Raw genomic sequence first — 22,098 nt, 5'->3', positions numbered from 1 at the left:
GGCTCCGGATCGTTAAAGTAATGTTTGCCGGGGAGACGACGATGGGCAAAGGGAGCGGGATCGGTCGCCACATGAGGCAGCAGGGACGGCGTTTCGGGAGCCTGTTGGTAATTTTCGGCGCCGCCGGCTTCGCGGCCGTATGGCCGCTGAGGGCTCTGCCCGCGACGGCCGGCAACTCGCCGCAGGATCGCTTTTTGCAGATTTACGTGGAGATCCAAAACGCCGACCGCGCCGCCGGGCAGGGGTACTATACGAAGGCGGCGCAACAATACCGGGAGGCGCAGGCGGCGCTGGAGAAGCTCCAGGAGGCGTATCCGAACTGGGAAAGGCAGATCGTGGAGTATCGCTTGGGATACGTGCGCAAGCAGCTCGCCGAGGTGGAGAAGCGGATGGCGGGGGGGCCCGCCGCTTCCGCCAACCCGCCGGGTTCGCCCGTGGAGGGACGTCTCCAGGAGCTGGAGGACAAGCTGGCGAAGCTCGAGGCGAGCCAGGAAAACATCGCCGACAAGGCCGCGGTGAACCGGCAGCTCTTCGAGCTTCGCGATCTCTTGCGGAACCTCCAGGGAGAGCTTTCCGAGCTGAAGGCGGCCCGGGCCAAGCAGCTCGCCGAGGATGCGGCCATCCAAGCCGAGATTGCGAAGATCGGCTCGCTCTCGGGGGAGGTCGCCGCGCTGCGCGCGCAGCTCGCCGAGCTCAACAAGGAAGGCAAGAACCGGGAGGAGAGCGCCCGGCTGCAAAAGAGGCTGGAGGATCTCGAGGGACAGCTGGCCCGAGCGAGGACGGCCCAAGAGAAGGCGAAGGAGCGGAGGGCGGTCGAAGAGAAGATGAAGGAGCTAGGCGGGCAGGTGGTCACGCTGCAGGCGGAGCTGTCCCGGGTGAAGGCCGCTCAGGAGGCGGCCGCCCAGGCGGCCGGGGGCGGTGGGCAGGGAGCCGAGCGGGTCATTCAGCTCGAGGCGACGGTCCAGCGGCTGGAGAGCCAGTTGGCCCAGGCTCAGAAAGAGCAGCGCCAACTCCAGGCGGAAAGCCCGCAGGTCGCGCAGTTCCAGGAGGTGGCGCAGCTCCGTTCCCAAATGGAGCGCCTGCAGGCGGAGCTGACGCGGCTGCAAGCGAAAAAGGAGATTCGCCGCTTGGAGACCACGACCACGGCAAACAGCTCGGAAGTGGCGGCCCTCAAGGACCGGGTCCGGAAGCTCGAGGACGAGCTGGCCCGGACGAGGCAACGGGAGGAGCGGCTGTTGACCTCCGTGACGAGCCAGCGCAACGATCTGCAGGCCCGGGTGGCGGACCTGCAGGCGGAGATGAACCGGAGCCGATCGACGCAGCCGGCTTCCGCCGGAGCGGGGGCCGGCGGACGAGCGGCGGCCCGGGAGGAGGCGGAACCGCCTCCGAGCAGCCGGACGGCCTGGACCGCTTCCACAGGCCATGCTCCGGCCACGGAGGAGCCGTTCAATCCGGCACCGGAGGAGACCGCCGAAGAGCAACCGGATGAGCGGCCGGCAACGGCCGCCCGGAATCGGGGAAGCGGCACAAACAAGACGGTCGAGGGAAAAAGAAAGGCGGTCCGTCACCGGCGCGGCGGCTCCTCTGTCGAGGAAGAGGTGATTCGGGGGATCCATCGCGTGCGCCGGCAGATTGCGAACTTGATCGGCGGATGAAACGTCGGCCGGAGCGCGGCTCCCGGGTCGTTTAGCCCGTCCTCCGCGGCTTTTTCCCAGGGGAAAAAGCTCCTTTTTCCATGAGTCCGAAACGAATCAAGCCGGCGCCGCGGTGGCCGAAAGGAGCTGTTGTCCTTTTCTGGAGCCTTCTGCTTCTCTGCGCAACGGAGACGGCCCAGCCGGCGCACGCCGGAAAGGGACCGGAAAAGGAGGTGTCCCGGCGTCCTTCGGGCTATCCGTGGCACCGCGGCATCATCGCGACCGTGTTTTGGATCGGAACGGACTGGGCGCCGCAGAGCCCCAGCGGAAATTTCCGGAGCTCCTGGGACGCCCACTGGGTGCGCCATTACGGGGGGGAGGACAGCCCGGAGGCGCGGGCGGGGCTGTTGCCCGGCACGCATGCGGCGACCCTGAATCCTTTTTATGTAGCCCTGCCTTTCAACGACTTAGCCCATCCGGGGCTGGCCAGGAGGTGGGTTCCCTGGAACGATTCGGAAGCTCCGGACGGGAAATCCCGCTGCCAAGGGCGCTGGGTCGAGATCGAGGGACCGAACGGAAAGCGGATCTTCGCCCAATGGATGGACGCAGGGCCGTTCGTCACCGACGATGCGGCCTACGTCTTCGGAAACCAACGGCCGCGGGCTTCCGCGGGCATCGATGTTTCTCCGGCGGTCAAGGAGTATCTGGGCTTGCGGGGCCGGGACAAGGTCAACTGGCGCTTCGTCGACCGGCGGGACGTCCCCCCGGGCCCATGGATCACCTACTTGGAAGAGGCCATCCTCTACCAGGCGATCAAGGCGAAGGACGGGGCACCCAGCGAGCAGGCAAGCTTCCCGTCGGCGCGTGCCGGCCGGAAAAGGAGTCATCACCGGAAGAGCGGGCCGCGATAGGCGGAAATGGAGGAGCGCAGGGGGACGCAAGGTGGGCCGGCGGCGATCGGACGCAGGGAGCTGGCGGTCGGCCTGCTCTTGATCGGCGTGTTTTGGCCTCTGGACTGGTCGCTGCCGGGAGCCCGGACCGCTTGGCTCTTCTTTCCGCTCTGGTTCGGCTATATCCTGGCGATGGACGGACTGGTCCACCGGAGGACCGGCAGCTCGCTACTCGCCCGCGACCGGCGCTGGTTCGCGGCACTCTTCCCCCTATCCGCCGCAATCTGGTGGCTCTTCGAGCTCCTCAACCTCCGCGGCCGGAATTGGGAATACGTCGGATTGGAGGGTTTCCCCCCCTGGCTCTACTTCCTCTGCTCTTCCCTGAGCTTTTCGACCGTGCTGCCCGCCGTCCTGGTCACGGCGGAATGGATCGGGAGCTTTTCCTGGCTCCGCCGCTTCCGCAGCAGAGGAGCCGGGTTCCGGGTCGACCGGTGGCTGCCGGCGGTCTTTTTCGGGGGTGTCGCGATGCTCGCTCTCTTCCTCCTCTTTCCGGGGATCTTCTTTCCGTTTCTCTGGACATCGCTCGTCTGCCTGATCGATCCCCTCAACGCCGGCAGGAAGAGACCGTCGCTGTTGGTCGCGATAGGGAGGGGGGACTGGCGGCCGATCGTGGTCTTCGGCTTGGCCGCGCTCTTCTGCGGCTTCTTCTGGGAGCTCTGGAACAGCCGATCGAATCCCCGCTGGGTGTATCATATCCCCTTCTTGGACTTCTGGCACCTCTTCGCCATGCCGCTGCCGGGCTACTTGGGATATCCGCCATTCGGATGGGAGCTCTTCGGCCTGATTCACCTGGTCTGGAAAAAGACGCCTCTCCGGATCGACTGATCGCCTTCGGATGGGGAACCGGAAGAGGGGAGAGACCGGATCGCGCCCGCCGGATTGCTCCCTGGGGAAAGCGTATTTCTCTTTGCAATCGGCGGCAGCCTGATACCCTCTGGAGGGCAAAGGAGAGTGCTATGAAGCGCCTGCCGCTGGTCGGCATACTCTTAGCCGTATCGAGCCTATCCCTCGCCGGCGCGCCCTCCTCGGAGACCGCCCGGCTTTCCTATTACCAGGGTTCCCTCTCGGTGCAGAAGGCGGGATCGGAGCGCTGGGAACCGGGTTCCCCCCGCGAGGTGCTCCATCCCGGCGATCGCATTCGGACCGGACCCGGTTCACGGGCCGAAGTGCGCATCGACTCCAACAACTTCGTCCGGCTGGGAGAGGAGGGCGAGCTGCGAATCGGCAACCTGAGTCCTTCCGCCATCCAGGTGGAGTTGGTCCGGGGGACGGCGACCTATTCGGTTTTCAGCGGCAACCGGCGCGACATCGCCATCCGGACGCCCGGGGCGAGCGTCCAGCCCGTTCAGGAAGGGGACTACCGGGTGAAGGTGGAGGGCGAGACCGCGACGGCGATCGTGCGCAAGGGGGATGCGCGGGTCGTCTCCGCCCAGGGATCGGAGGACCTGCCGGCGGGAAAGATGATGGTGATTCAGGGAACGACCGATCCGGAATATCAAATCCTGGATGCTCCGGCGACGGATGCGTGGGACCGGTGGAACCAGAAGCGCGACGCGGACGAGATGGCGGCCGCGAAGACGGAGGCGACTCCTTCTTCCGCCTTGTGGGATGACTACCCGGTCTACCACGGCTATTCCGACGACGTCGGCCGTAACGTGACCAACATCTTCGTGGGAGCCACCGTGCCCCCGTGGTCCTACGGCTACGCCGGCTGGCCTGGCGTGGGATTGGGCTACTATGCGGCCGCCCCCTTCATGCCTTACTACCCGTTTTGGGGCCCCTGGGGCTGGGGCTACCCGTGGGGCTGGGGCTTGGGCTTCGGCTTGGGTTTCGGTTTCGGCTGGCCCGGCATCGGGATCGGTATCGGTATAGGCTGGCCGCTGTTTGGTTTCGGCTGGCCGCTGTTTGGTTTCGGTTTCGGCTGGCCCTTGTTCGGCTGGGGCTGGGGCGGAATGGCATTCTATAACCGGACGAACATCACAAATATAAATAACATAAGCAATATAAACAATATCAACAATATCAACAACATGCGGAATGTCATGAGCCGAAGCGGGTCGGCGGCGGCCGGACATGTCGCCGGCATCCACGGCGGGGCTGCCGGACCCGGCGGCGCTCCGGGGTGAAAGCGACCGCCGGCGGCGCCCGCGAAGCCTCCCGCTTGGGAGCCACCCCGCGGCCGGCGGTCATGCGGGGAGCGGCACGGGAGCCGCGGTCGGAACCGGGCACGGGCCGGGAGCCGCCGACCATGCCGGAGGCGGGGCTGCGGGAGGATGGAGGCACTTCGGCGGGGTGGCCGGAGCCGCCGGAACGGCGGGGCTTCGCGCTCGTTCGCGGGAGCTGCGGGAAGCGGGAATGGGGGCTGGAGGCATTTTGGGGGCGGCGCGGGAAGCCGGGCCGAGGGAGGAAGCTTCTCGGGAGCCCGGGCCGGTTCCTGGAGCCGGTTCGGCGCCGCCGGCTTTCGCAGCGAATCGGGCTCCTGGCGGGGTGGTCCGGGCGGGGAGGGTTTCCCATTTCCACGGCACGGCCGGGCGCGGGTTCGCCGGAGCGGGCGGCCGTACGTGGCGCGGAGGCGCAGGTGGGCGGGCCGGAGGGATGCGCGGTTGGGGCGGGACCTTCCACGGCGCACCGATCGGGAACCGGGGCTTCCGAGGGGCGGCTTCCGGGGTGCCTATGGCGGCGGATTCCGCGGCGGCCAATTCGGCGGATTCCGCGGCGGATTCCACGGCGGCGGATTCCACGGCGGCGGCCGCCGGTAGGCCTGGGACCGAATCGGCCGCCGCTCGGGGAAAAATCGCTTTCGCCCGGCTCGCTCCTTTGCCATGTTTCCTCCTTCCGAGGAAGCGTGGAATTTTTTAATTTCTACAACCACGGGTTCGTCCGCCTCGCCGTCGGAATTCCGGTGGTGCGCATCGCGGATCCGGCTGCGAATGCGGAGCGGACGATCGAGCTTTTAAAAGAGGCGGCGGCCCGGCGGGTCGCCTTGGCGGCGTTCCCCGAACTCGGCCTCTGCGGCTACTCGTGCGAGGATCTCTTTGCTCAATCCGCTCTTCTTCGGGCCGCTCGCGAAGCGCTCCTGCGCGTTCGGGAGGCGTCCGCCGGCTTGCCCGTGGTGGCCGTCGTCGGGCTGCCGCTGGAGCTCGATGGGGCCCTCTACAATTGCGCCGCGGTGGTCCATCGCGGCCGGATCCTCGGGGTGGTCCCCAAGACCTATCTGCCGAATTACCGGGAGTTCTACGAGCTGCGGCAGTTCGCTTCGGGTGAGTGCGCGCACGAACGGGAGATTCTCCTGGGCGGAGAGACGGTCCCGTTCGGAAGCCGCCTGCTTTTCGCCGCTTCGGACGAGCCGCTCTTTGCGTTTGCGGTGGAGATCTGCGAGGATCTCTGGGTTCCCATTCCCCCGTCGTGCTACGCGGCGCTGGCCGGAGCCACCGTGCTGGTCAACCTCTCGGCCTCCAACATTACGGTAGGAAAGGAAGAATATCGCCGGGAGCTGGTGGGCAACCAGTCGGCCCGCTGTCTGGCCGCCTACGTCTACACCGCGGCCGGCTGGGGCGAATCGACCACCGACCTCGCTTGGGACGGGCACGGGATGATCTACGAAAACGGCACGCGGCTGGTCGAAACGGAGCGTTTCCTCGACCGGGACCAGCTTGTCACCGCCGAGGTCGACCTCGAGCGGCTGGCGGCCGATCGCCGTCGCCAAGGGAGCTTCACCCAGTGCCGCTTGCAGCATCTGGCCCAGATCGAGGTTTTTCGGAGCATTTCCTTCCGGGCGGAGCTCGCCCGGGACGGGGTTCTGCTCCTTGCGCGCCGCTACGACCGCTTCCCTTACGTGCCCAGCGACCTGCGCAAAAACGAAGAGCGTTGCCGGGAGATCTACCGCATCCAGGTCCAGGGTCTGGCCACGCGCCTTCAGGCCGCTGGTCTCCAAAAGGCGGTTTTGGGGATTTCGGGCGGCCTCGATTCGACGCAAGCGCTTCTGGTTGCCTGTCGGGCGATGGATCAGCTCCGGCTGCCCCGGAGCAACGTCCTGGCCTACACGATGCCCGCTTTCGGGACGAGCGAGCGCACCCTGGCGCAGGCGCACCGGCTGATGAAGGCCCTGGGCTGCACGGCGCACCAGATCGATATCCGGCCGAGCTGTCGGCAGATGCTCCGGGACATCGGCCATCCGGCCGCGCAGGGGGCGGCGGTCTACGATACGACATTCGAGAATGTCCAGGCCGGGGAGAGGACCAGCCACCTTTTCCGGCTGGCCAACGCCAACGGCGCGCTGGTGGTGGGAACGAGCGACTTGAGCGAGCTGGCCCTGGGCTGGTGCACGTACGGCGTGGGAGACCAGATGGCGCATTATCATGTCAACGCGAGCGTCCCCAAGACCCTGATCCGGCATCTGATCGCCTCCGAAGCCGAGCGGGAGGCGCTGGGGGAGGAGACGAGCGCGCTGCTGCGGGAGATCCTGGCCACGGAGATCAGCCCCGAGCTGATTCCCGGAAGGACCGACGGCCAGCCGGCGCAGCGGACCGAAGACGTCGTGGGGCCCTTTTCCCTGCAAGACTTCCACCTCTATTACATTCTCCGCTTCGGGTACGAGCCGGCGAAGGTCGCCTTCCTGGCTTGGACGGCCTGGCACGATTGCACGCAGGGGGAATGGCCGCGGGGGGAGCCGCGGGCGCAGTATTCGATCGCGGAGATCAAGAAGTGGCTGCGCCTCTTCCTGCGCCGCTTCTTCGCGGAGAGCCAGTTCAAGCGCAGCTGCATCGCGAATGCTCCCAAGGTCGGCACCGGCGGTTCCCTCTCTCCCCGCGGGGATTACCGAGCGCCGAGCGACAGTCCGGCCACGGTCTGGCTGGCCGCTTGCGACGCGATCCCGGAGCGGGAGCCTTCCTCTTCCTGCCTGGATTGAGGCGCGGGAAGAAGACTTTTGCTTTCCTCCCGGGGCGGGATTGGATAAGAGGGGTGCTTCTGCGGCCTCCCCTGGCGGCTCCGCGACGGGACGGGATGAGCGGGTGCCGCGGCGCACGGCGAGCCGGGGGAACGGAAGGGAACCCATGAGCAGATCCCCGGCCAACACCACCGATTCGCTCTACAGGAGCCTCGCCGGCTTCCCGCTGGGGCTCTGGCGCTGGGTGCTCGAGCGGAGGAAAAGTAAGGAGCGTGCCAGGGAATCCGCCCTGCGGGAGACCGAAAAGGCGATCGCCCGGGATCTCTGGCGCTTGAGCTGCCTTCCGATCCCCGAACTCCTGCAGGAATTAGGCACATCCGAGGCCGGGCTCGAGGAGGAGGAAGCGGAGAGGCGGCTGGAAGAGATCGGGTACAACGAGGTCCATTCCGAGAAGCCCCCGAGCTGGGCGCAGATGCTTCTCTGGAGCTACCTCAACCCGTTCGCCGTCCTTCTCTCGGTCATGGCCGTCATGGCCGGGTGGCTGGGAGAGTGGTACGGGGTCTTCATCATGTCCATGATGATCGGGGTCAGTGTTCTGCTCCGCTTCTTCCAGGAGTTCGAGTCGAGCCGAGCGGTGGAAAAGCTCAAGGCGATGGTTCGCACGACCGCGATGGTCCGGCGGCGGTGGACAGAGACGGAAAGCGATCTGCCGGCGCCGGAAATGGCCCGGGGCCGGGAAATTCCGCTCCGGATGATCGTCCCCGGGGACATCATTTATCTGTCCGCCGGGGACATGATCCCCGCCGACGTCAGGCTCCTCTCGACCCGCGATCTTTTCGTCAGCCAAGCAGCCCTTTCCGGAGAGGCCTTCCCGGTGGAGAAATTCGACTCTCCGATGGCGCCCGGCGGCGGAGCCGAGGGCCCCGTCGATGTCTTCAGCCTGCCGAATATCGCATTCCTGGGAACCAACGTGATCTCCGGCACCGCGACCGCCGTAGCCTTGCGAACCGGCTCCTCGAGCTATTTCGGGGCTCTTGCCAAGGGGGTTCGCGGCTATCGGGCGACGACGAGCTTCGATCAGAGCGTCAGCCGCGTGAGCTGGCTTCTGGTGAAGGTGATCGGGACCATGATACCGATCGTCTTGTTGCTCAACGGGCTGACGAAGGGGAACTGGACCGAGGCCTTTCTTTTCGCCCTGGCCATCGGCGTCGGTCTGACACCGGCGATGCTGCCGATGATCGTCACCGGAGCCTTGGCCAAGGGCGCGATCAGCCTTTCGCGCCGGAAGGTGATCACCAAGCGGCTCAACGCGATCCAGAACATCGGAGCGATCGACGTGCTCTGCACGGACAAGACGGGCACCTTGACTCATGACAAGATCATCCTGGAGCGATTCCTCGATGTGGACGGGGAGGAGAGCCCGGAGGTGCTCGAGTACGCCTACCTGAACAGCTACTATCAGAGCGGCCTGCGCAACCTTCTCGACGCGGCCGTGCTCGAGCAGCGCGAAGTCGGGCTGCGCCTCGTCTCGCATTTCCAGAAGGTCGACGAGATCCCGTTCGATTTCGAGCGCCGCCGCATGTCGGTCGTGGCCAGGCAGGTCTCTACCGGAGTGGACTGGCTGATCACCAAAGGGGCGGTGGAGGAGATGATTCGGATCTGCAGCCACGTGAAAAAGGGGCGGGAGGTCATCCCGTTTTCCAAGGAGATGAAGCGCCGTGCCTTGGCGATGCGGGACGAGCTCAACAGCGACGGGATGCGGGTGGTCGCGGTCGCCTACAAGGAGCTGCCGGCGCACAGCGCGACGGTCACGGCCGCCGACGAAAAGGACCTTACCTTCTGCGGTTTCATCGCCTTTCTCGACCCGCCGAAGCACGATGCGGGACCGGCGATCCGGGCGCTGCAAAAGTCGGGGGTCGAGGTAAAAGTGATCACGGGGGACAACGAGATCGTAACCTCCCGCATCTGCGATTGGGTGGGGCTGGAGATCAAAGGGATCCTCCGCGGCTTCGAAATCGAGAAGCTTTCCGACGAGGAGTTGATCGCCGCCTCCGAAAAGACGACGGCTTTCGTGAAGATGGCTCCACTGCAGAAAGCCCGGGTGATCCGGGCGCTTCGGGCGGGCGGACATGCCGTCGGCTTTCTCGGGGACGGCATCAACGACGCTCCGGCCCTCCGCGAGGCGGACGTCGGCATTTCCGTCGACACCGCCGTCGATATCGCCAAGGAGTCGGCCGACATCATCCTCTTGGAGAAGAGCCTCCTGATTCTCGAAGAGGCGGTGATCGAGGGCCGGAGGATGTTCGGCAATATCATCAAGTATATCAAGATGACGACCAGCTCGAACTTCGGCAACGTCTTGAGCGTCCTCGGATCCGGGCTGCTCCTTCCCTTCCTTCCGATGAAGCCGCTTCAGCTTCTCATCATCAACCTGATCTACGACCTGTCGCAGACGCTCATTCCCTGGGACCGGATGGACGACGAGTTCCTCGCCAAGCCGCGGAAATGGGAAGCCGAAAGCATCGGCCGCTTCATGGCCTTCATCGGGCCGATCAGCTCGATCTTCGACTACGTCACCTTTGCGGTCCTCTGGTTCGTCTTCCAGGCGAACTCCCCCGAGCGCCAAGCCCTTTTTCAATCCGGTTGGTTTGTCGAGAGCCTCCTTTCCCAGAGCTTGATCGTCCACATGATCCGGACACGAAAGATTCCCTTTCTCCAAAGCGTGGCCGCCTGGCCGCTGGTCGTGGCGACGATCCTCGTCTTTATTCTCGGGCAACTGATCCTGGTCACTCCGTTCGGCGCGGCGGCGGGGCTGGTGCCGCTGCCGATCTCCTTCTACTTCTGGCTCTGGGCCATTCTCCTCTCCTACTGCGTGCTGACCCAAATTGTGAAGAACTGGTACGTGCGCCGCTTCGGCGAGTGGCTTTGAGCGGAATTGGCCGTTGTGTTTCCGGCCGCCAGGCCGTACGATCAAGCCCCTTCATGGACCTGGTAGCGATGGGAAGGAGGGTGTTCGAAATCGAAATCGACGCCCTCCGGCTGGTGGAAAAGAAGCTGAGCGCCTCTTTTGCCGAGGCCGTGCAGCGCCTGTGCGACGCGGTGGCGGCCAACCGCAAGATCATCGTGGTGGGAGTCGGCAAATCGGGCCATATCGGCCAGAAGATCGCGGCGACCTTGGCGAGCACGGGAGCGCCGAGCGTGGTGCTCAACGCCGTAGACGCCTTTCATGGGGACTTGGGCATCGCCTGCGAAGGCGACGCCGCCTTGGCCCTGAGCTACAGCGGCGAGACCGAGGAGCTGGTCCGCCTGCTTCCCTATCTGAAGCGGATGAAGGTTTCGGTGATCGCGATTACCGGCAATCTGCGCTCGACTCTGGCGCAGAACGCAGACACCGTGCTCGACGTCCGGATCGAGAAGGAAGCCTGTCCCCACAATCTGGCGCCGACGTCGAGCACGACGGCGATGTTGGCGCTCGGCGACGCGCTGGCGATGGTCCTTCTGGAAAAGCGGGGGTTTCAAAAGGAAGACTTCGCCCGCCTGCATCCGGGCGGAACCTTGGGGCGCCATCTCTTGCTCCGCGTCGGCGATATCATGCGTTCGCGCGAGGAGATCGTGGTGCTGTCCGAGGGGGCCTCGGTGAAGGAAGCGTTGCACCAGTGGAATCGCAAGAGGGCGGGGGCGGCCGTCGTCGTCGACGGAGCCGGAGTGCTGGCCGGGATCTTCACGCACGGAGATTTCGTGCGCGGGTACGAGCGGGATCCCCGAGTGGGGGATCTGCCGCTTTCGGCGGTGATCACCCGACATCCGGTCACGGTGCGGGTTGACAAGCTTGCGGTGGAAGTGCTCAATCTTTTCGAAGCCCATCGCATTGACGATCTGATCGTGGTCGACGCGGAGAATCGGCCGGTAGGGATGGTCGATTCCCGGGATCTGGCCATGCACAAGTTGATGTAGAGAAAAGATCGTAGAAAAAAGATCGCATATGACGAACGCAAGCGATGTCAGCAAGGGGCAGGCGATCCGGCACAACGGTGCGGTCTGCCTCGTGTTGGAAACCCAGCACCGGACTCCGGGGAATCTGCGCGCTTTTGTCCAGATGACCTTGCGCAACCTGAAGACCGGAAGGTCCTCGGTGGAGCGGTTCAGCTCCTCGGACAAGGTCGAGCTGGTCACGGTGACGCGGAAGAAGTGCGAATACAGCTACCGCGAAGGCAAGGATTACGTCTTCATGGATCCGGAGACCTATGAGAGCATATCGGTTCCGGAGGAGCTGGTCGGGAGGGCGAAAGACTATCTGACCGAAAACCAGGTGGTCGATCTCCTCTTCACCGACGATGCGGTGGCCGCCGTCGAGCTGCCGCCCACGGTGACCTTGAAGGTGGTCAGCTCTCCGGAAGGGGTCCGCGGGGATTCGGCGACCAATGTGATGAAGGTGGCCGAGGTCGAAACCGGCTTGAGCGTCCAGGTTCCCCTCTTTATCAAGGAGGGGGAGAAGATCAAGGTGAGCACGGCCGAGGGGAAGTACTTGAGCCGCGCGTAGAGGAGGTCCTCGGGCACGTCCGAACAGCCCGGAAGCCCCCGGAAAGCGGCGACCGGCCAACAATCATGCAGGCGCCTATGCCCGAATGGGTCAAGATCCTGGAAGCCGCTCGGATCGGCATGGGAGGGACGGGCAAGCGGCCGGCCGGCCGGGGGAAGGCCCGCACGGCTTTTTTCGCCGTAGTCGAGCATTTTTCTCCCTTCGCCGGCGTAACCGAGGAGAACGGCCGGCCATGAGCCCCGGGCCTTTGCTTCTCCGGCTGGATGTCATGACCCGGGTCTCGGGGAAAAGCCCCCGACGTACCTCGGCACAATGAGGCCCGGTCACCGATGAACGGAGAAAAAGGGAATCCGCTCCTGGTCTTTTCGGGAAGCGCCAACCGGCCGCTGGCGGAACGGATCGTGGAGTCGATCGGCATCCCGTTAGGGGTGGCCACGATCTCCTCGTTTCCCGACGGGGAGACATTCGTGAAGATCGACGAAAACATCCGGGGGCGGGATGTTTTCCTGGTGCAGCCGACCTGCCCGCCGACCAACCACAACATCATGGAACTGCTGATCATGATCGATGCGGCCCGGAGAGCCAGCGCGGCCCGGGTCACGGCGGTCATCCCGTTCTACGGCTACGCCCGGCAGGATCGCAAGGACCGCCCGCGGGTGCCGATCACCGCGAAGCTGGTAGCCAATCTGCTGGTCGCCGCCGGGGTCAATCGCGTGCTGACCGTCGATCTGCACGCCCAGCAGATTCAGGGGTTTTTCGATATCCCGGTCGATCACCTCTACGCGGCGCCCGTGCTCTACCGGTACTTAGCGGCCAAGGGCCTGTCCAACCTGGTCGTCGTCTCTCCCGACGTGGGCGGGATCAAGCTGGCGTCGAGCTACGCGGAGCTGCTGGGAGCCGGGCTGGCGCTGGTCGTCAAGCGCCGCGTCGACGCGGAGCATACCGAGGCGCAATTCCTGGTGGGTGAGGTGGAGGGCCGGGATGTGCTCATCGTGGACGACCTGACGGAGACGGCCGGGACGGTGACCGCGGCGGCGCGGATCCTCAAGGAGAGGGGGGCCAGGCGCATCTTCGCCGGCATCTCCCACGCGGTTCTCAACCCGCTGGGAATCAAGCGGCTGCAAGAATCCTGCCTGGAGGAGCTCATTACCACCAACACCGTGCCGATTCATCCGGTCGAAGGGCTGAAGGTGACGGTTCTCGACGTCGCTCCCCTGCTGGGCGAGGCGATCAAGCGGATCCACAACGGTCAATCGGTTTCTTCGCTCTTCCGTGTGGACGGAAAGATGGTGTTCCTATGAGCAAGGCCCCTTCCTTTTCGGCCGAGCTGCTCGGCCTGCTCGAGGAAAACCCTCTGCGCTCGCCGGAAGCCTTGGCGAAGCTCTTGGACTGCGAGCCGGCCGCCGTCGGGGAGGAGATCGCCCGGCTGGAAAGAGAAAAGGTGATCCTCGGTTACAAGGCGATCGTCGACGATGAGAAGGCGCAGCGCCGGACGGTGAAGGCCGTGATCGAGGTCAAGGTCGTTCCGGAGCGGGGAGGAGGATTCGATCGGCTAGCCCGGAGGATTGCCCGCTATCCGGAGGTCACGTCTTGCTTTCTGATGAGCGGGGGATACGATCTGCTGGTCTTCCTGGAAGGTTCGACCTTGCAGAATATCGCGCTCTTCGTTTCGGAGAAGCTGGCGACCCTGCGCGGAGTGACCTCCACGGCGACGCATTTCATGTTGCGGACCTATAAGGAGCAGGGAGTGCTCGTTGGGGACTCCCCGAACCCGGAGCGGCTGCCGGTCAGCCCGTGAAGGGAAACCTGATGCGACCAGCCCCTGAAGCCCGCGGGGAAAACATCCTCCCGTTCCTCCCCAGCGGGGAGCAGCTGGTGGCGCGGCATGTGCGCGATCTTCCTCGCTCCGGAATCCGCGACTTTTTCGACCTTGTGCAGTCAATGGAAGACGTTGTCTCGCTCGGGATCGGAGAGCCGGGGGAGGCGACCCCTTGGAGCATCCGCGAGCAGGCGATCTTCGCCCTCGAGTCGGGAAAGACCGGCTACACCTCCAATCTCGGCCTGCTTCGCCTGCGGAGGGCCATCAGCACCTACATGGAGCGGCTGACCGGGGTGCGCTACGATCCGGAAGCGGAAATCCTGGTGACGGTCGGAGTCTCCGAAGCCCTCGACTGCGCCTTGCGCGCGATCCTCAACCCGGGGGAAAGGGTTCTTTTCGCCGAGCCCGGCTACGTCGCCTACTCCCCCGGCATCGTGCTCTCCCACGGGGTGCCCGTCGGGATTCCGACACAGTTCGAAGACGGGTTCCGGCTGCGGGCGGAACAGGTGGCGGAGAAGGCGGCACCCGGAGTCAAAGCGTTGCTGCTCAATTCTCCGGCGAATCCTACGGGGTCGATCGTCGAAGCGGACGACCTCGAGAAGATTGCGGCGATCGCCCGGAAGGAGAATTGGGTGGTTCTCTCGGATGAGATCTATGCCGAGTTGACCTATGAGAAGAGCCATCGTTCCGTGGCCGCCCTTCCGGGAATGAAGGACCGGACGATCGTGCTCAACGGGTTGTCCAAGGCTTTCGCGATGACCGGCTTTCGTCTCGGCTGGGCCTGCGGCCCGGCCCACTTGATCGCCGCGATGGTCAAGATTCATCAATATGCGATGCTTTGCGCGCCGATCGTGAGCCAAGAGGCCGGCATCGAGGCGCTGGAGCGCGGGGCGGGGGAAGTCGAAGCGATGCGCCGGGCCTACCGGCGCAAGAGGAATTACCTCCGGCGCGCCCTCACTTCCTTGGGCTTCCCCTGCCATTGTCCGGAAGGAGCGTTCTATCTCTTCCCGGCGGTCTTTCCTTTCGGCCTCTCTTCCCAGGAGTTCTCCCTGCGCCTCCTGCGCGAGGCGCGGGTCGCTGTGGTTCCCGGGACGGCTTTCGGACCTTCCGGTGAAGGGTATCTCCGGTGCAGCTTCAGCCCGCGGATGGAGGATCTGGAGGAGGCTGTCGGAAGGATGTCCTGGTGGATGCGGAAGAACTTCCCGAGGAAGAGCCTGGCCGCGGAGGATCGGGGAGGAACGGGATAGAAGCGGCGCTGCTTGCCTTGGGGATCAGTGCCTTGCATACTAGCTTCCAAAAGAGGCACTTCCGCCTCCCGTTCCGGTTCGAAGAGTCCGGGATAGGCCGGCGAGAGGAGCGGTAACGGAGAGGGACAGCTGTGGGATTGCAAACGGCTCGGGAAGGAGAGAGGGAGAAAATCACCCAATTCTCTGTCTATGTCGAAAACAAGGCGGGTCGGTTGCTCGATCTGGTGCGCATCCTGACCGGCGGCGGAGTCGACATCGTCGGCTTCACGATCCTCGATTCGATCGACGCCGCGGTGATCCGGCTGGTCGTCGACGATCCCACCAATGCCCGCTCGCTTCTGCAGGAGCATACTATCGCCTTCAACGAGTCGACCCTGGTCGCCGTCGAGCTTCCCCAAAGCGCGGAAGACTTGCGGAAGCTGCTGGCGACCCTCCTGCAGGCGGAGATCAACATCTACTTCAGCTATCCGCTGATGACGCGCCCCTACGGGAAGGCGGTTCTGGCGCTACGGGTGGAAGACGACGAGCTGGCCACCTCGGTTCTGATCCGCAATCAGTTCCGGGTGCTTTCGCAAAAGGACATCAGCCGCTGATGCCTCGGCTGTTTTCGCCGACCTGCTGCGGTGGCCGACCGCCGGCCTCCGCAGGGAGGAGGCTCGGCTTCGTCGCGCTCGCCAAGAGGGCGCGGAGGTGCGGAGGGTCGGCGTCGGGCTCGAGGGGCTGGATGCGGATTTCGGTAAACCCAGCGGCGAGCAACCACTTTTCCAAGTCGCTCTCCGCGAAGCCGAGCCAGTAGTCGCCGTAGAGCGTGCGGGCATCTTCGAAGGAGTGCTCGCAGAGGTCGAGAACGGCGAGGATGCCCCCCGGCCGCAAAATGCGGAACGCCGCCGCCACGGCTTGATCGGGGCTCGGGGCATGATGGAGCGCCTGGCTGAGGACGGCGACATCGACACTCGAGGGCGGGATGGGAGGGTCTTGGAGATCCCCGAGGCGGAACTCGAGGTTCGTAAAGCTCCTCTTCTTGGCTTCCCGGGTAGCGAAAGCCACCATCCGCGGGGAAATGTCGACCGCGATCACCCGTTTCGCCCGCTCGGCGAGCAGCTGCGAAAGCCATCCTTCCCCGCAGCCGAGATCGGCGATTACTGCAGGAGGAAGGAGGCGGGCGAGGAGGGGGCCCACGGCCGCCCATCCTCGGCCGGGGCAGCCGCCGGCTCCGCCCAAGCGTCCCGCCATCCGGTTGAAATGGGCGCGGGTTTGCCGCTTGCGCCTTTCGATCACCTTGCGCAGCCGCTCGGGATCGCGGCCGGCCTCCTCCGACTCCTCCAGCAGCAGGAGGGCGGTCGCGGAGAGGCGGGCTTCATCCTCTCTCCGTTCGGCCGGGAGGGAATAGAAAGCCTTTCGGCCTTGCTTGCGGACCCGGACCAGGCCTTCGGCGCGCAGCAGCGCGAGATGGCCGGAGACGGCCGGCTGGCTCGCCTGGAGGATTTCGCACAGCTCGGCCACCGAAAGTTCCTGCTTCTGCAAGAGGGCCAGGATGCGCAGTCGGGTGAGATCCCCGAGCAGCGACCAGAGGCGGCGAAGACGGTCGCCGCGACCGGCGGGCGCAGGATAGGATTTGTCATGCATCGGAATATGCTTATCAATCAATAAATGGCTTGCCAACCTTTCCCTTTCTTTGTAGGAGTGGCGGCGTGACTTTTCGAAAACACGTATTCGCTTCGGAATCGGTGACCGAAGGGCATCCCGACAAGGTCTGCGATGCCGTTTCGGATTCCGTCCTGGATGCCTGCCTGGAGCAAGACCCGGACAGCCGGGTCGCCTGCGAGACGCTTGTCAAGAGCAATCTCCTGGTTCTGGCCGGGGAGGTCACTACGCGGGCGAAGCTCGACTATGTCCGGATCGCCCGGGAGCGGGTCCGGGAGATCGGCTATGACGAGCCGGCCGAGATCTTCCACGCCGACAAGCTCCAGATCGTCTACGCGCTCACGCAACAGAGCCCGGACATCGCCCAGGGGGTGGACGGCACCCACACCGCGACTCCCGGCATACAGGGGGCGGGCGATCAGGGAATGATGTTCGGCTTTGCCTGCCGCGAGACGCCCGAGCTGATGCCCGCTCCCATTATCTTCGCCCACCGCCTCTGCCGCCGGCTCTCCGAGCTTCGCCATCGGGGGGTGGTGCCCTGGCTCCGCCCCGACGGGAAGGCCCAGGTTTCCCTCCTCTACGAAGGCTATCGGCCGATCCGTGTCGAGACGGTAGTCGTCTCGACCCAACATGCCCGGGAGGTCGGACAGGACACGATTCGCGATGTCATCCTCTCCGAGGTGATCGCCAAGGCGATCCCGCCCGATCTCCTGGATCGATCGACCCGCTATTTCATTAATCCGACCGGGAGGTTCGTGATCGGCGGGCCGGAGGCCGACAGCGGCTTGACGGGAAGGAAGATCATTGTCGACACCTACGGCGGGATGGGTCGCCACGGCGGCGGGGCCTTCAGCGGGAAGGACCCCTCCAAAGTCGACCGGAGCGCGGCCTACATGGCGCGATACATCGCCAAGAACGTGGTGGCGTCGGGAGCGGCCGATCGCGCCGAGGTGCAGCTAGCTTACGCTATCGGCCATCCGGATCCGGTTTCGATCGCCGTCGATACGTTCGGGACCGGGAAGGTGGACGAGCAGAAGATCGTCGACGCGGTCCGGGAGACGTTTCGGCTCAAGCCGGCGGAAATCATCGAGGAGCTCGCCTTACTGCGGCCGATCTACCGGCGGACGACCAACTACGGCCACTTCGGGCGCGTGGACGAGCTGGATACGTTCACCTGGGAGCGGACTGATCGTGCCGTGATCCTCCAAAAGCGGCTCAACCTCTAGACAACGGAAGAAGCGAAGAAAGGATTTGCCATGACGACAACCGTGGAAACGAAGGAAAAGCAGCTCTCCCGCGCCGGGGATTTCCGAGTCAAGGACATCGGATTGGCCGACTTCGGCCGGAAGGAAATCGAGGTGGCCGAAACGGAGATGCCGGGGCTGATGGCTCTTCGCAAGGAGTTCGGCCCGGCCCAGCCCCTGCGCGGCGCGCGCATCGCCGGCTGCCTCCACATGACGGTGGAGACTGCGGTGCTCGTGGAAACCTTGATCGCTCTCGGCGCGGAGGTGCGTTGGAGCTCCTGCAACATCTTCTCGACGCAGGATCACGCGGCGGCCGCGCTCGCGGCCCGAGGGATCCCCGTGTTCGCCTGGAAAGGCGAGACCGAGGAAGAATACTACTGGTGCATCGAGCAGACGCTGCGCTGGCCGGACGGCTCGCAGCTCAACATGATTCTCGATGACGGAGGGGATCTGACCGAGCTGGTGCACGAGAAGCATCCCGAGCTGCTGCCGGGCATCTATGGCATCTCCGAGGAGACCACGACCGGAGTCCACCGCTTGGCCCGGCGCGCGGCCAAGGGGACCCTGGGTACTGCGGCGTTCAACGTGAACGACTCTTGCACCAAGAGCAAGTTCGACAATCTCTACGGCTGCCGGGAGTCGTTCCTCGACGGGATCAAGAGGGCGACCGACGTGATGATCGCGGGGAAGACGGTCGTCGTCTGCGGGTTCGGCGACGTCGGCAAGGGGTGCGCCCGGTCCGCCCGGGGGATGGGGGCGCGGGTCGTCGTCACCGAGATCGACCCGATCAACGCCTTGCAGGCGGCGATGGAAGGATACGAGGTGACCGTGCTCGAGGACATCGTGTCGACCGGGGACATCTTCGTCACCGCGACCGGCTGCATCCACGTGATCCGGCGGGAGCACATGGACCGGATGAAAAGCGGAGCGATCGTCTGCAACATCGGCCACTTCGACAGCGAAATCGACGTGGCTACCCTCTACGGCGATCCGACCCTCCGGCGGGTCGAGATCAAGCCGCAAGTGGATCTCTTCGTCTGGCCGAACGGCAAGCGGCTTTTCGTCCTGGCCGAAGGGCGGCTCGTGAACCTCGGCTGCGCCACGGGCCATCCGAGCTTCGTGATGAGCGCGAGCTTTACTAATCAGGTGCTGGCCCAGATGGAGCTCTGGAGGGAACGGGAGAGCGGGCGCTATGCGCGGGGCCGCCTCTACGTGCTTCCCAAGAACCTCGACGAGCGCGTTGCGCGGCTCCACCTCGAGCACTTGGGGATCAAGCTCACCCGCTTGACCGAAGAGCAGGCCGAATATCTGGGCGTCCCCGTCGACGGGCCGTACAAGCCGGATTTCTACCGGTACTAAGCGGGAGGGCGACGGGAGCCGACCCGAACCGCGTCGCGGTCCGCCGATCGGGATCGGCCGAGGGATTCAGGGAGCCGGCTTCGTCGCAGGATCCCGCGGAGGATCCTCCTTATTCGGCATTAGCCCGTAGTTCTGCTGGAGATAATCGACGATCTGCGCGGCCAGCTCCGGGGGAATCGGAGCCCCCAGGTGGATCATCTTCTCGACCTCCTTCTTCCAAATTTCGGCCGGGAAGCGGGGCTGGGCGCTGATAAGAGTGACGCTGTGGCAGATGGAGCAGTAGCTTTCGACCAGCTCCTGCCCTTTCCCGCGCCGCAAGGGGGTGGGCGCCAGGGGATAAGCCCCCACCGAGTAGGTCGGACCCGTATTCCCCGGATACGGGCAGATCGGAGCGATCAGCCCGCTGGAATCGAGGGTGTAGACCCCGGCTTCGGAAAGCCCGTTTCCGCCTGCGGGGCCGGAGTCGGCGCCGGCCGACAAGCACCAAAGGAGCGGGAGCACCGCCGCGGACGCCAAAATCCGGCGCCGGCTCATGCGGCCTCCCCCACGTAAACGGTTTGTGTCTCGATCGCATTCCATGCGTATCCCCCGGGATTCCAGATCGGCTCCGCCGGCTGCGTCTGCCCTTGGTTATCGGTCGCCCGGCATCGGAGCTCGTAGACCCCCGGCCGCGGCGGGGTCCAGGAAAGGCGCCAGCCGCGAAAGGAGTAGGGGCCCAGCTCCGAATCGAGACGGGCGGTCCGCCAGCTCCGCCCGCGGTCGGTCGAGACCTCGACCGACCGGATGCCGCCGCAGCCGCTGAACGCAATCCCCTTTATCTCGATCGGGAGGCGAGCCACCAGCTTGGACGAGCCGTCCGGCCGGACGAAAAACGAGCGGACGGGCATCGGCGTGCTGGTGGCCGCGATGGTGAGGAGCTTTCCGGCGGCGACCTCGGCCGGGGTCGTGGTATGGAGCGGATTGTCGGGAAGCCGATAGGCGTCCACCATCCAGTGGCTCCGATCGGGTTCGGAAAGGGCTTCGATCGAGCTCAGATGCTTGACCCAGCAGGTCGAGAAGCGGCCGGGCACGACCAAGCGGAGCGGGAAGCCGTTGAGCATGGGGAGGGGCTCTCCGTTCATCAGGTAGGCGAGGATGCACTCCTCGAGGATCGGGTCGTCGGTGTCGAGCGACTTCGCGAAGGAGTGAGCCGGGGTGCCTTCCGGGCTCCGGCCGGAGTCCAGCCCTTGAAAGCGGAGAGCCACCGTCCCCGCCCGCAGTCCCGCCCGGCGGACCAGATCCATGAGCCGAACCCCGGTCCAGCGGGCGTTGCCCATTCCGTCGTTTCCCCACTGCGTTCCCGGGACGCGGGGGGAGAAGCGGCTGCGGGAGTTCCCGGTGCACTGGTTGACGGCGACCACCGAGACGGGTTCGAACCGGGAGACCAATTCCTCGAAAGAAAACTCGAGCGGCCGGGAGACGTTGCCGCGGATGGACAGCCGCCAGCGGGAAAGATCGATCGCATTGGGGATCACGTCGAGATGGTAGCGGACGAAGAAGGCCGCGTTGGGCGTGAGGATCGATTCGAAGAAGGGGCGCGGGGTTCCCAAAACGATCGGCCGGTCGCTGAAGCGAACGAGCGGGAGTTTCTGGGGCATTTGCGCCAGCGGAAGCGCCGGATTCCAGTGCGGATCGGGGAGAAGCGGATCGGAAGGATCGGCGCTGCTGTTCTCAGAGCCGATCGCGCGTGCCAGCGGAAAGCCGGTGCCGAGCAGCCCGGTCAGGATCCGGATGGCCTGCCGGCGGGAGTAGAGGGAAGCGGCAGGCTCGCCCGCATCGGAGTATCGATGCTCTTGATATGACATCAAGGGCGAGGGTAACAGGCCCCCCTCGCGCTAGTCAAGCCGACCGAGCCGGACAGGAGGGGCTGCGAATGGAAAAGCACCGCGGACGGAGAAGCCGTCGGCTGCCGTTCCCCGCCTGCGGCCGCAAGCTACTCCACGTACCGGCGGAAAGGATGCGGCCAGGCCGGCAGCGGGCGTTTTGCGCTCGCGTCTCTTCGCAGGTTTCCGGCGGGCGCGGTCTCGGCGGGACTCTTCCGGCCCCGGGGCTTTTCCTGTGGCAGTCGCTCCAGCAATTCTTCTTTCACCGCGGTGGGAAAAGCAGATTGCATGCCAGCGCAGGCCGGTTGCGGGAGCACGGAAAAAAACACGGATGCGGAGCCCGGCCGCCGCCGTCAGCCTTTCCACTCCAGCATAACGACGAGGGTTTCTCCGGCCCTTCGCCGCCACCGCTCGCTCCAGGCGCCGAGCTGCTCGAGCCGGTTGCGGCGGAAAAACTCCCAGACGAAAAGCCCGTGAGGAGCCATCCGCGGCGGCAGCAAAGTGAGCAACGGATGGTCGTCGATCCGGATCTCCCGCTTCTCGTACGGGGGGGAGGCGAAGACGAGGTCGTACCGACCCGGATCCCGCGAAAGAAAACGGAGGGCGTCGGCTTCGACCACTCTTCCGGAGAATCCCGTCTTGGCCAGATTGTTCCGGATCGCCCGGCAGCAGGCGCCCGCCAGATCGACAAATGTCGCTTCGGCAGCCCCCCGGCTTAAGGATTCGATGCCGAGCGAGCCCGTGCCGGCGTAGAGGTCGAGGACCCGCTTGCCGACGACCCGATCCCCGAGCGAGGAGAAGATCGCCCCCTTGACCCGGTCGAGCGCCGGTCGGATCTCCACACCGCGCGGAATTTCCAGGCGGAGTCCGCCGGCTGTGCCGGAAATCACCCGAAGGGCCATGTGCGAGAA

19 protein-coding genes are annotated in these 22,098 nt (G+C 65.2%); 15 read left to right on the top strand and 4 right to left on the bottom strand.

From position 1 onward, the window contains the following. The first annotated feature begins 20 nt into the window (after positions 1-20). The 13 genes from MTHMO_RS06915 to MTHMO_RS06855 all read left to right on the top strand — a co-directional run bounded on the left by MTHMO_RS06915 (position 21) and on the right by MTHMO_RS06855 (position 15,671). Positions 21-1,655 carry a hypothetical protein gene (locus MTHMO_RS06915; protein ID WP_202214131.1) on the top strand — a complete coding sequence of 545 codons (1,635 nt, stop codon included), beginning with the start codon at positions 21-23 and terminating at the stop codon, positions 1,653-1,655. Between the two features lie 80 nt (positions 1,656-1,735). After that, positions 1,736-2,545 carry a hypothetical protein gene (locus MTHMO_RS06910; protein WP_202214130.1) on the top strand — a complete coding sequence of 270 codons (810 nt, stop codon included), beginning with the start codon at positions 1,736-1,738 and terminating at the stop codon, positions 2,543-2,545. Between the two features lie 6 nt (positions 2,546-2,551). Then, positions 2,552-3,409 carry a hypothetical protein gene (locus MTHMO_RS06905; RefSeq protein WP_202214129.1) on the top strand — a complete coding sequence of 286 codons (858 nt, stop codon included), beginning with the start codon at positions 2,552-2,554 and terminating at the stop codon, positions 3,407-3,409. A 131-nt stretch (positions 3,410-3,540) separates the two neighbouring features. Beyond that, the gene (locus tag MTHMO_RS06900; protein ID WP_202214128.1) at positions 3,541-4,710 is read left to right on the top strand and encodes a FecR family protein; all 1,170 of its coding nucleotides are present in this window, start codon (positions 3,541-3,543) and stop codon (positions 4,708-4,710) included. Positions 4,711-5,429: 719 nt separating this feature from the next. After that, entirely contained in the window at positions 5,430-7,493 is a 2,064-nt protein-coding gene (locus MTHMO_RS06895; protein WP_202214127.1) for an NAD(+) synthase, read from the top strand. A gap of 145 nt (positions 7,494-7,638) precedes the next feature. Continuing rightward, entirely contained in the window at positions 7,639-10,401 is a 2,763-nt protein-coding gene (gene mgtA / locus MTHMO_RS06890) for a magnesium-translocating P-type ATPase (protein WP_202214126.1), read from the top strand. A gap of 53 nt (positions 10,402-10,454) precedes the next feature. Next, positions 10,455-11,426 carry an SIS domain-containing protein gene (locus MTHMO_RS06885; RefSeq protein WP_202214125.1) on the top strand — a complete coding sequence of 324 codons (972 nt, stop codon included), beginning with the start codon at positions 10,455-10,457 and terminating at the stop codon, positions 11,424-11,426. A 28-nt stretch (positions 11,427-11,454) separates the two neighbouring features. After that, positions 11,455-12,012, top strand: coding sequence for an elongation factor P (gene efp, locus MTHMO_RS06880; protein ID WP_202214124.1), 558 nt, complete (start codon positions 11,455-11,457; stop codon positions 12,010-12,012). A gap of 77 nt (positions 12,013-12,089) precedes the next feature. Next, a complete protein-coding gene (locus tag MTHMO_RS06875; RefSeq protein ID WP_202214123.1) occupies positions 12,090-12,248 on the top strand; it encodes a hypothetical protein in 159 nt (52 codons plus the stop codon). A 93-nt stretch (positions 12,249-12,341) separates the two neighbouring features. Continuing rightward, positions 12,342-13,313 carry a ribose-phosphate pyrophosphokinase gene (locus MTHMO_RS06870; protein WP_202214122.1) on the top strand — a complete coding sequence of 324 codons (972 nt, stop codon included), beginning with the start codon at positions 12,342-12,344 and terminating at the stop codon, positions 13,311-13,313. Continuing rightward, positions 13,310-13,810: an Lrp/AsnC family transcriptional regulator gene (locus MTHMO_RS06865; RefSeq protein WP_202214121.1), complete on the top strand. Its 501-nt coding sequence runs from the start codon at positions 13,310-13,312 to the stop codon at positions 13,808-13,810. Before MTHMO_RS06870 ends, MTHMO_RS06865 begins: the two co-directional genes overlap by 4 nt. Before the next feature lie 11 nt (positions 13,811-13,821). Further along, positions 13,822-15,078, top strand: coding sequence for an aminotransferase class I/II-fold pyridoxal phosphate-dependent enzyme (locus MTHMO_RS06860; RefSeq protein WP_202214120.1), 1,257 nt, complete (start codon positions 13,822-13,824; stop codon positions 15,076-15,078). A 131-nt stretch (positions 15,079-15,209) separates the two neighbouring features. Then, positions 15,210-15,671 (top strand): acetolactate synthase, encoded by a 462-nt coding sequence (locus MTHMO_RS06855; protein ID WP_202214119.1) that lies wholly within the window; start codon positions 15,210-15,212, stop codon positions 15,669-15,671. On the opposite strand, the gene MTHMO_RS06850 is transcribed toward MTHMO_RS06855, so the two are convergent. Then, positions 15,661-16,704, bottom strand: a complete 1,044-nt coding sequence (locus tag MTHMO_RS06850) for a metalloregulator ArsR/SmtB family transcription factor (protein WP_202214118.1) — start codon at positions 16,702-16,704, stop codon at positions 15,661-15,663. The genes MTHMO_RS06855 and MTHMO_RS06850 overlap by 11 nt on opposite strands. A gap of 65 nt (positions 16,705-16,769) precedes the next feature. On the opposite strand from MTHMO_RS06850, the gene metK reads away from it, so the two are divergent. After that, positions 16,770-17,948 (top strand): methionine adenosyltransferase, encoded by a 1,179-nt coding sequence (gene metK, locus MTHMO_RS06845; RefSeq protein WP_202214117.1) that lies wholly within the window; start codon positions 16,770-16,772, stop codon positions 17,946-17,948. A 30-nt stretch (positions 17,949-17,978) separates the two neighbouring features. Beyond that, positions 17,979-19,325, top strand: coding sequence for an adenosylhomocysteinase (gene ahcY, locus MTHMO_RS06840; RefSeq protein WP_202214116.1), 1,347 nt, complete (start codon positions 17,979-17,981; stop codon positions 19,323-19,325). Positions 19,326-19,391: 66 nt separating this feature from the next. Here ahcY and MTHMO_RS06835 read toward each other — a convergent pair whose 3' ends face one another. The 3 genes from MTHMO_RS06835 to MTHMO_RS06825 form a co-directional block, all read right to left on the bottom strand. After that, a complete protein-coding gene (locus MTHMO_RS06835; RefSeq protein WP_202214115.1) occupies positions 19,392-19,859 on the bottom strand; it encodes a cytochrome C in 468 nt (155 codons plus the stop codon). Beyond that, positions 19,856-21,169, bottom strand: a complete 1,314-nt coding sequence (locus MTHMO_RS06830; protein ID WP_202214114.1) for a molybdopterin-dependent oxidoreductase — start codon at positions 21,167-21,169, stop codon at positions 19,856-19,858. Before MTHMO_RS06830 ends, MTHMO_RS06835 begins: the two co-directional genes overlap by 4 nt. 371 nt (positions 21,170-21,540) lie before the next feature. Further along, the gene (locus tag MTHMO_RS06825) at positions 21,541-22,089 is read right to left on the bottom strand and encodes an RsmD family RNA methyltransferase (protein ID WP_202214113.1); all 549 of its coding nucleotides are present in this window, start codon (positions 22,087-22,089) and stop codon (positions 21,541-21,543) included. Between the last annotated feature and the right edge of the window lie 9 nt (positions 22,090-22,098).

It is taken from the genome of Methylacidimicrobium sp. AP8 (assembly GCF_903064525.1).
Classification (GTDB): Bacteria; Verrucomicrobiota; Verrucomicrobiia; order Methylacidiphilales; family Methylacidiphilaceae; genus Methylacidimicrobium.
Note: the sequence above shows the minus strand (reverse complement) of the source record. Positions and strands in the feature narration are given on the sequence as shown.

Coding starts and splice junctions, on each gene's coding strand:
- mgtA (WP_202214126.1), top strand. CDS start 7,639: ATGAGCAGATCCCCGGCCAACACCACCGATTCGCTCTACAGGAGCCTC.
- MTHMO_RS06850 (WP_202214118.1), bottom strand. CDS start 16,704: ATGCATGACAAATCCTATCCTGCGCCCGCCGGTCGCGGCGACCGTCTT.
- MTHMO_RS06865 (WP_202214121.1), top strand. CDS start 13,310: ATGAGCAAGGCCCCTTCCTTTTCGGCCGAGCTGCTCGGCCTGCTCGAG.
- MTHMO_RS06900 (WP_202214128.1), top strand. CDS start 3,541: ATGAAGCGCCTGCCGCTGGTCGGCATACTCTTAGCCGTATCGAGCCTA.
- efp (WP_202214124.1), top strand. CDS start 11,455: ATGACGAACGCAAGCGATGTCAGCAAGGGGCAGGCGATCCGGCACAAC.
- MTHMO_RS06825 (WP_202214113.1), bottom strand. CDS start 22,089: ATGGCCCTTCGGGTGATTTCCGGCACAGCCGGCGGACTCCGCCTGGAA.
- MTHMO_RS06905 (WP_202214129.1), top strand. CDS start 2,552: ATGGAGGAGCGCAGGGGGACGCAAGGTGGGCCGGCGGCGATCGGACGC.
- MTHMO_RS06875 (WP_202214123.1), top strand. CDS start 12,090: ATGCCCGAATGGGTCAAGATCCTGGAAGCCGCTCGGATCGGCATGGGA.
- MTHMO_RS06910 (WP_202214130.1), top strand. CDS start 1,736: ATGAGTCCGAAACGAATCAAGCCGGCGCCGCGGTGGCCGAAAGGAGCT.
- MTHMO_RS06870 (WP_202214122.1), top strand. CDS start 12,342: ATGAACGGAGAAAAAGGGAATCCGCTCCTGGTCTTTTCGGGAAGCGCC.
- MTHMO_RS06835 (WP_202214115.1), bottom strand. CDS start 19,859: ATGAGCCGGCGCCGGATTTTGGCGTCCGCGGCGGTGCTCCCGCTCCTT.
- MTHMO_RS06915 (WP_202214131.1), top strand. CDS start 21: ATGTTTGCCGGGGAGACGACGATGGGCAAAGGGAGCGGGATCGGTCGC.
- MTHMO_RS06860 (WP_202214120.1), top strand. CDS start 13,822: ATGCGACCAGCCCCTGAAGCCCGCGGGGAAAACATCCTCCCGTTCCTC.
- MTHMO_RS06885 (WP_202214125.1), top strand. CDS start 10,455: ATGGACCTGGTAGCGATGGGAAGGAGGGTGTTCGAAATCGAAATCGAC.
- MTHMO_RS06830 (WP_202214114.1), bottom strand. CDS start 21,169: ATGTCATATCAAGAGCATCGATACTCCGATGCGGGCGAGCCTGCCGCT.
- ahcY (WP_202214116.1), top strand. CDS start 17,979: ATGACGACAACCGTGGAAACGAAGGAAAAGCAGCTCTCCCGCGCCGGG.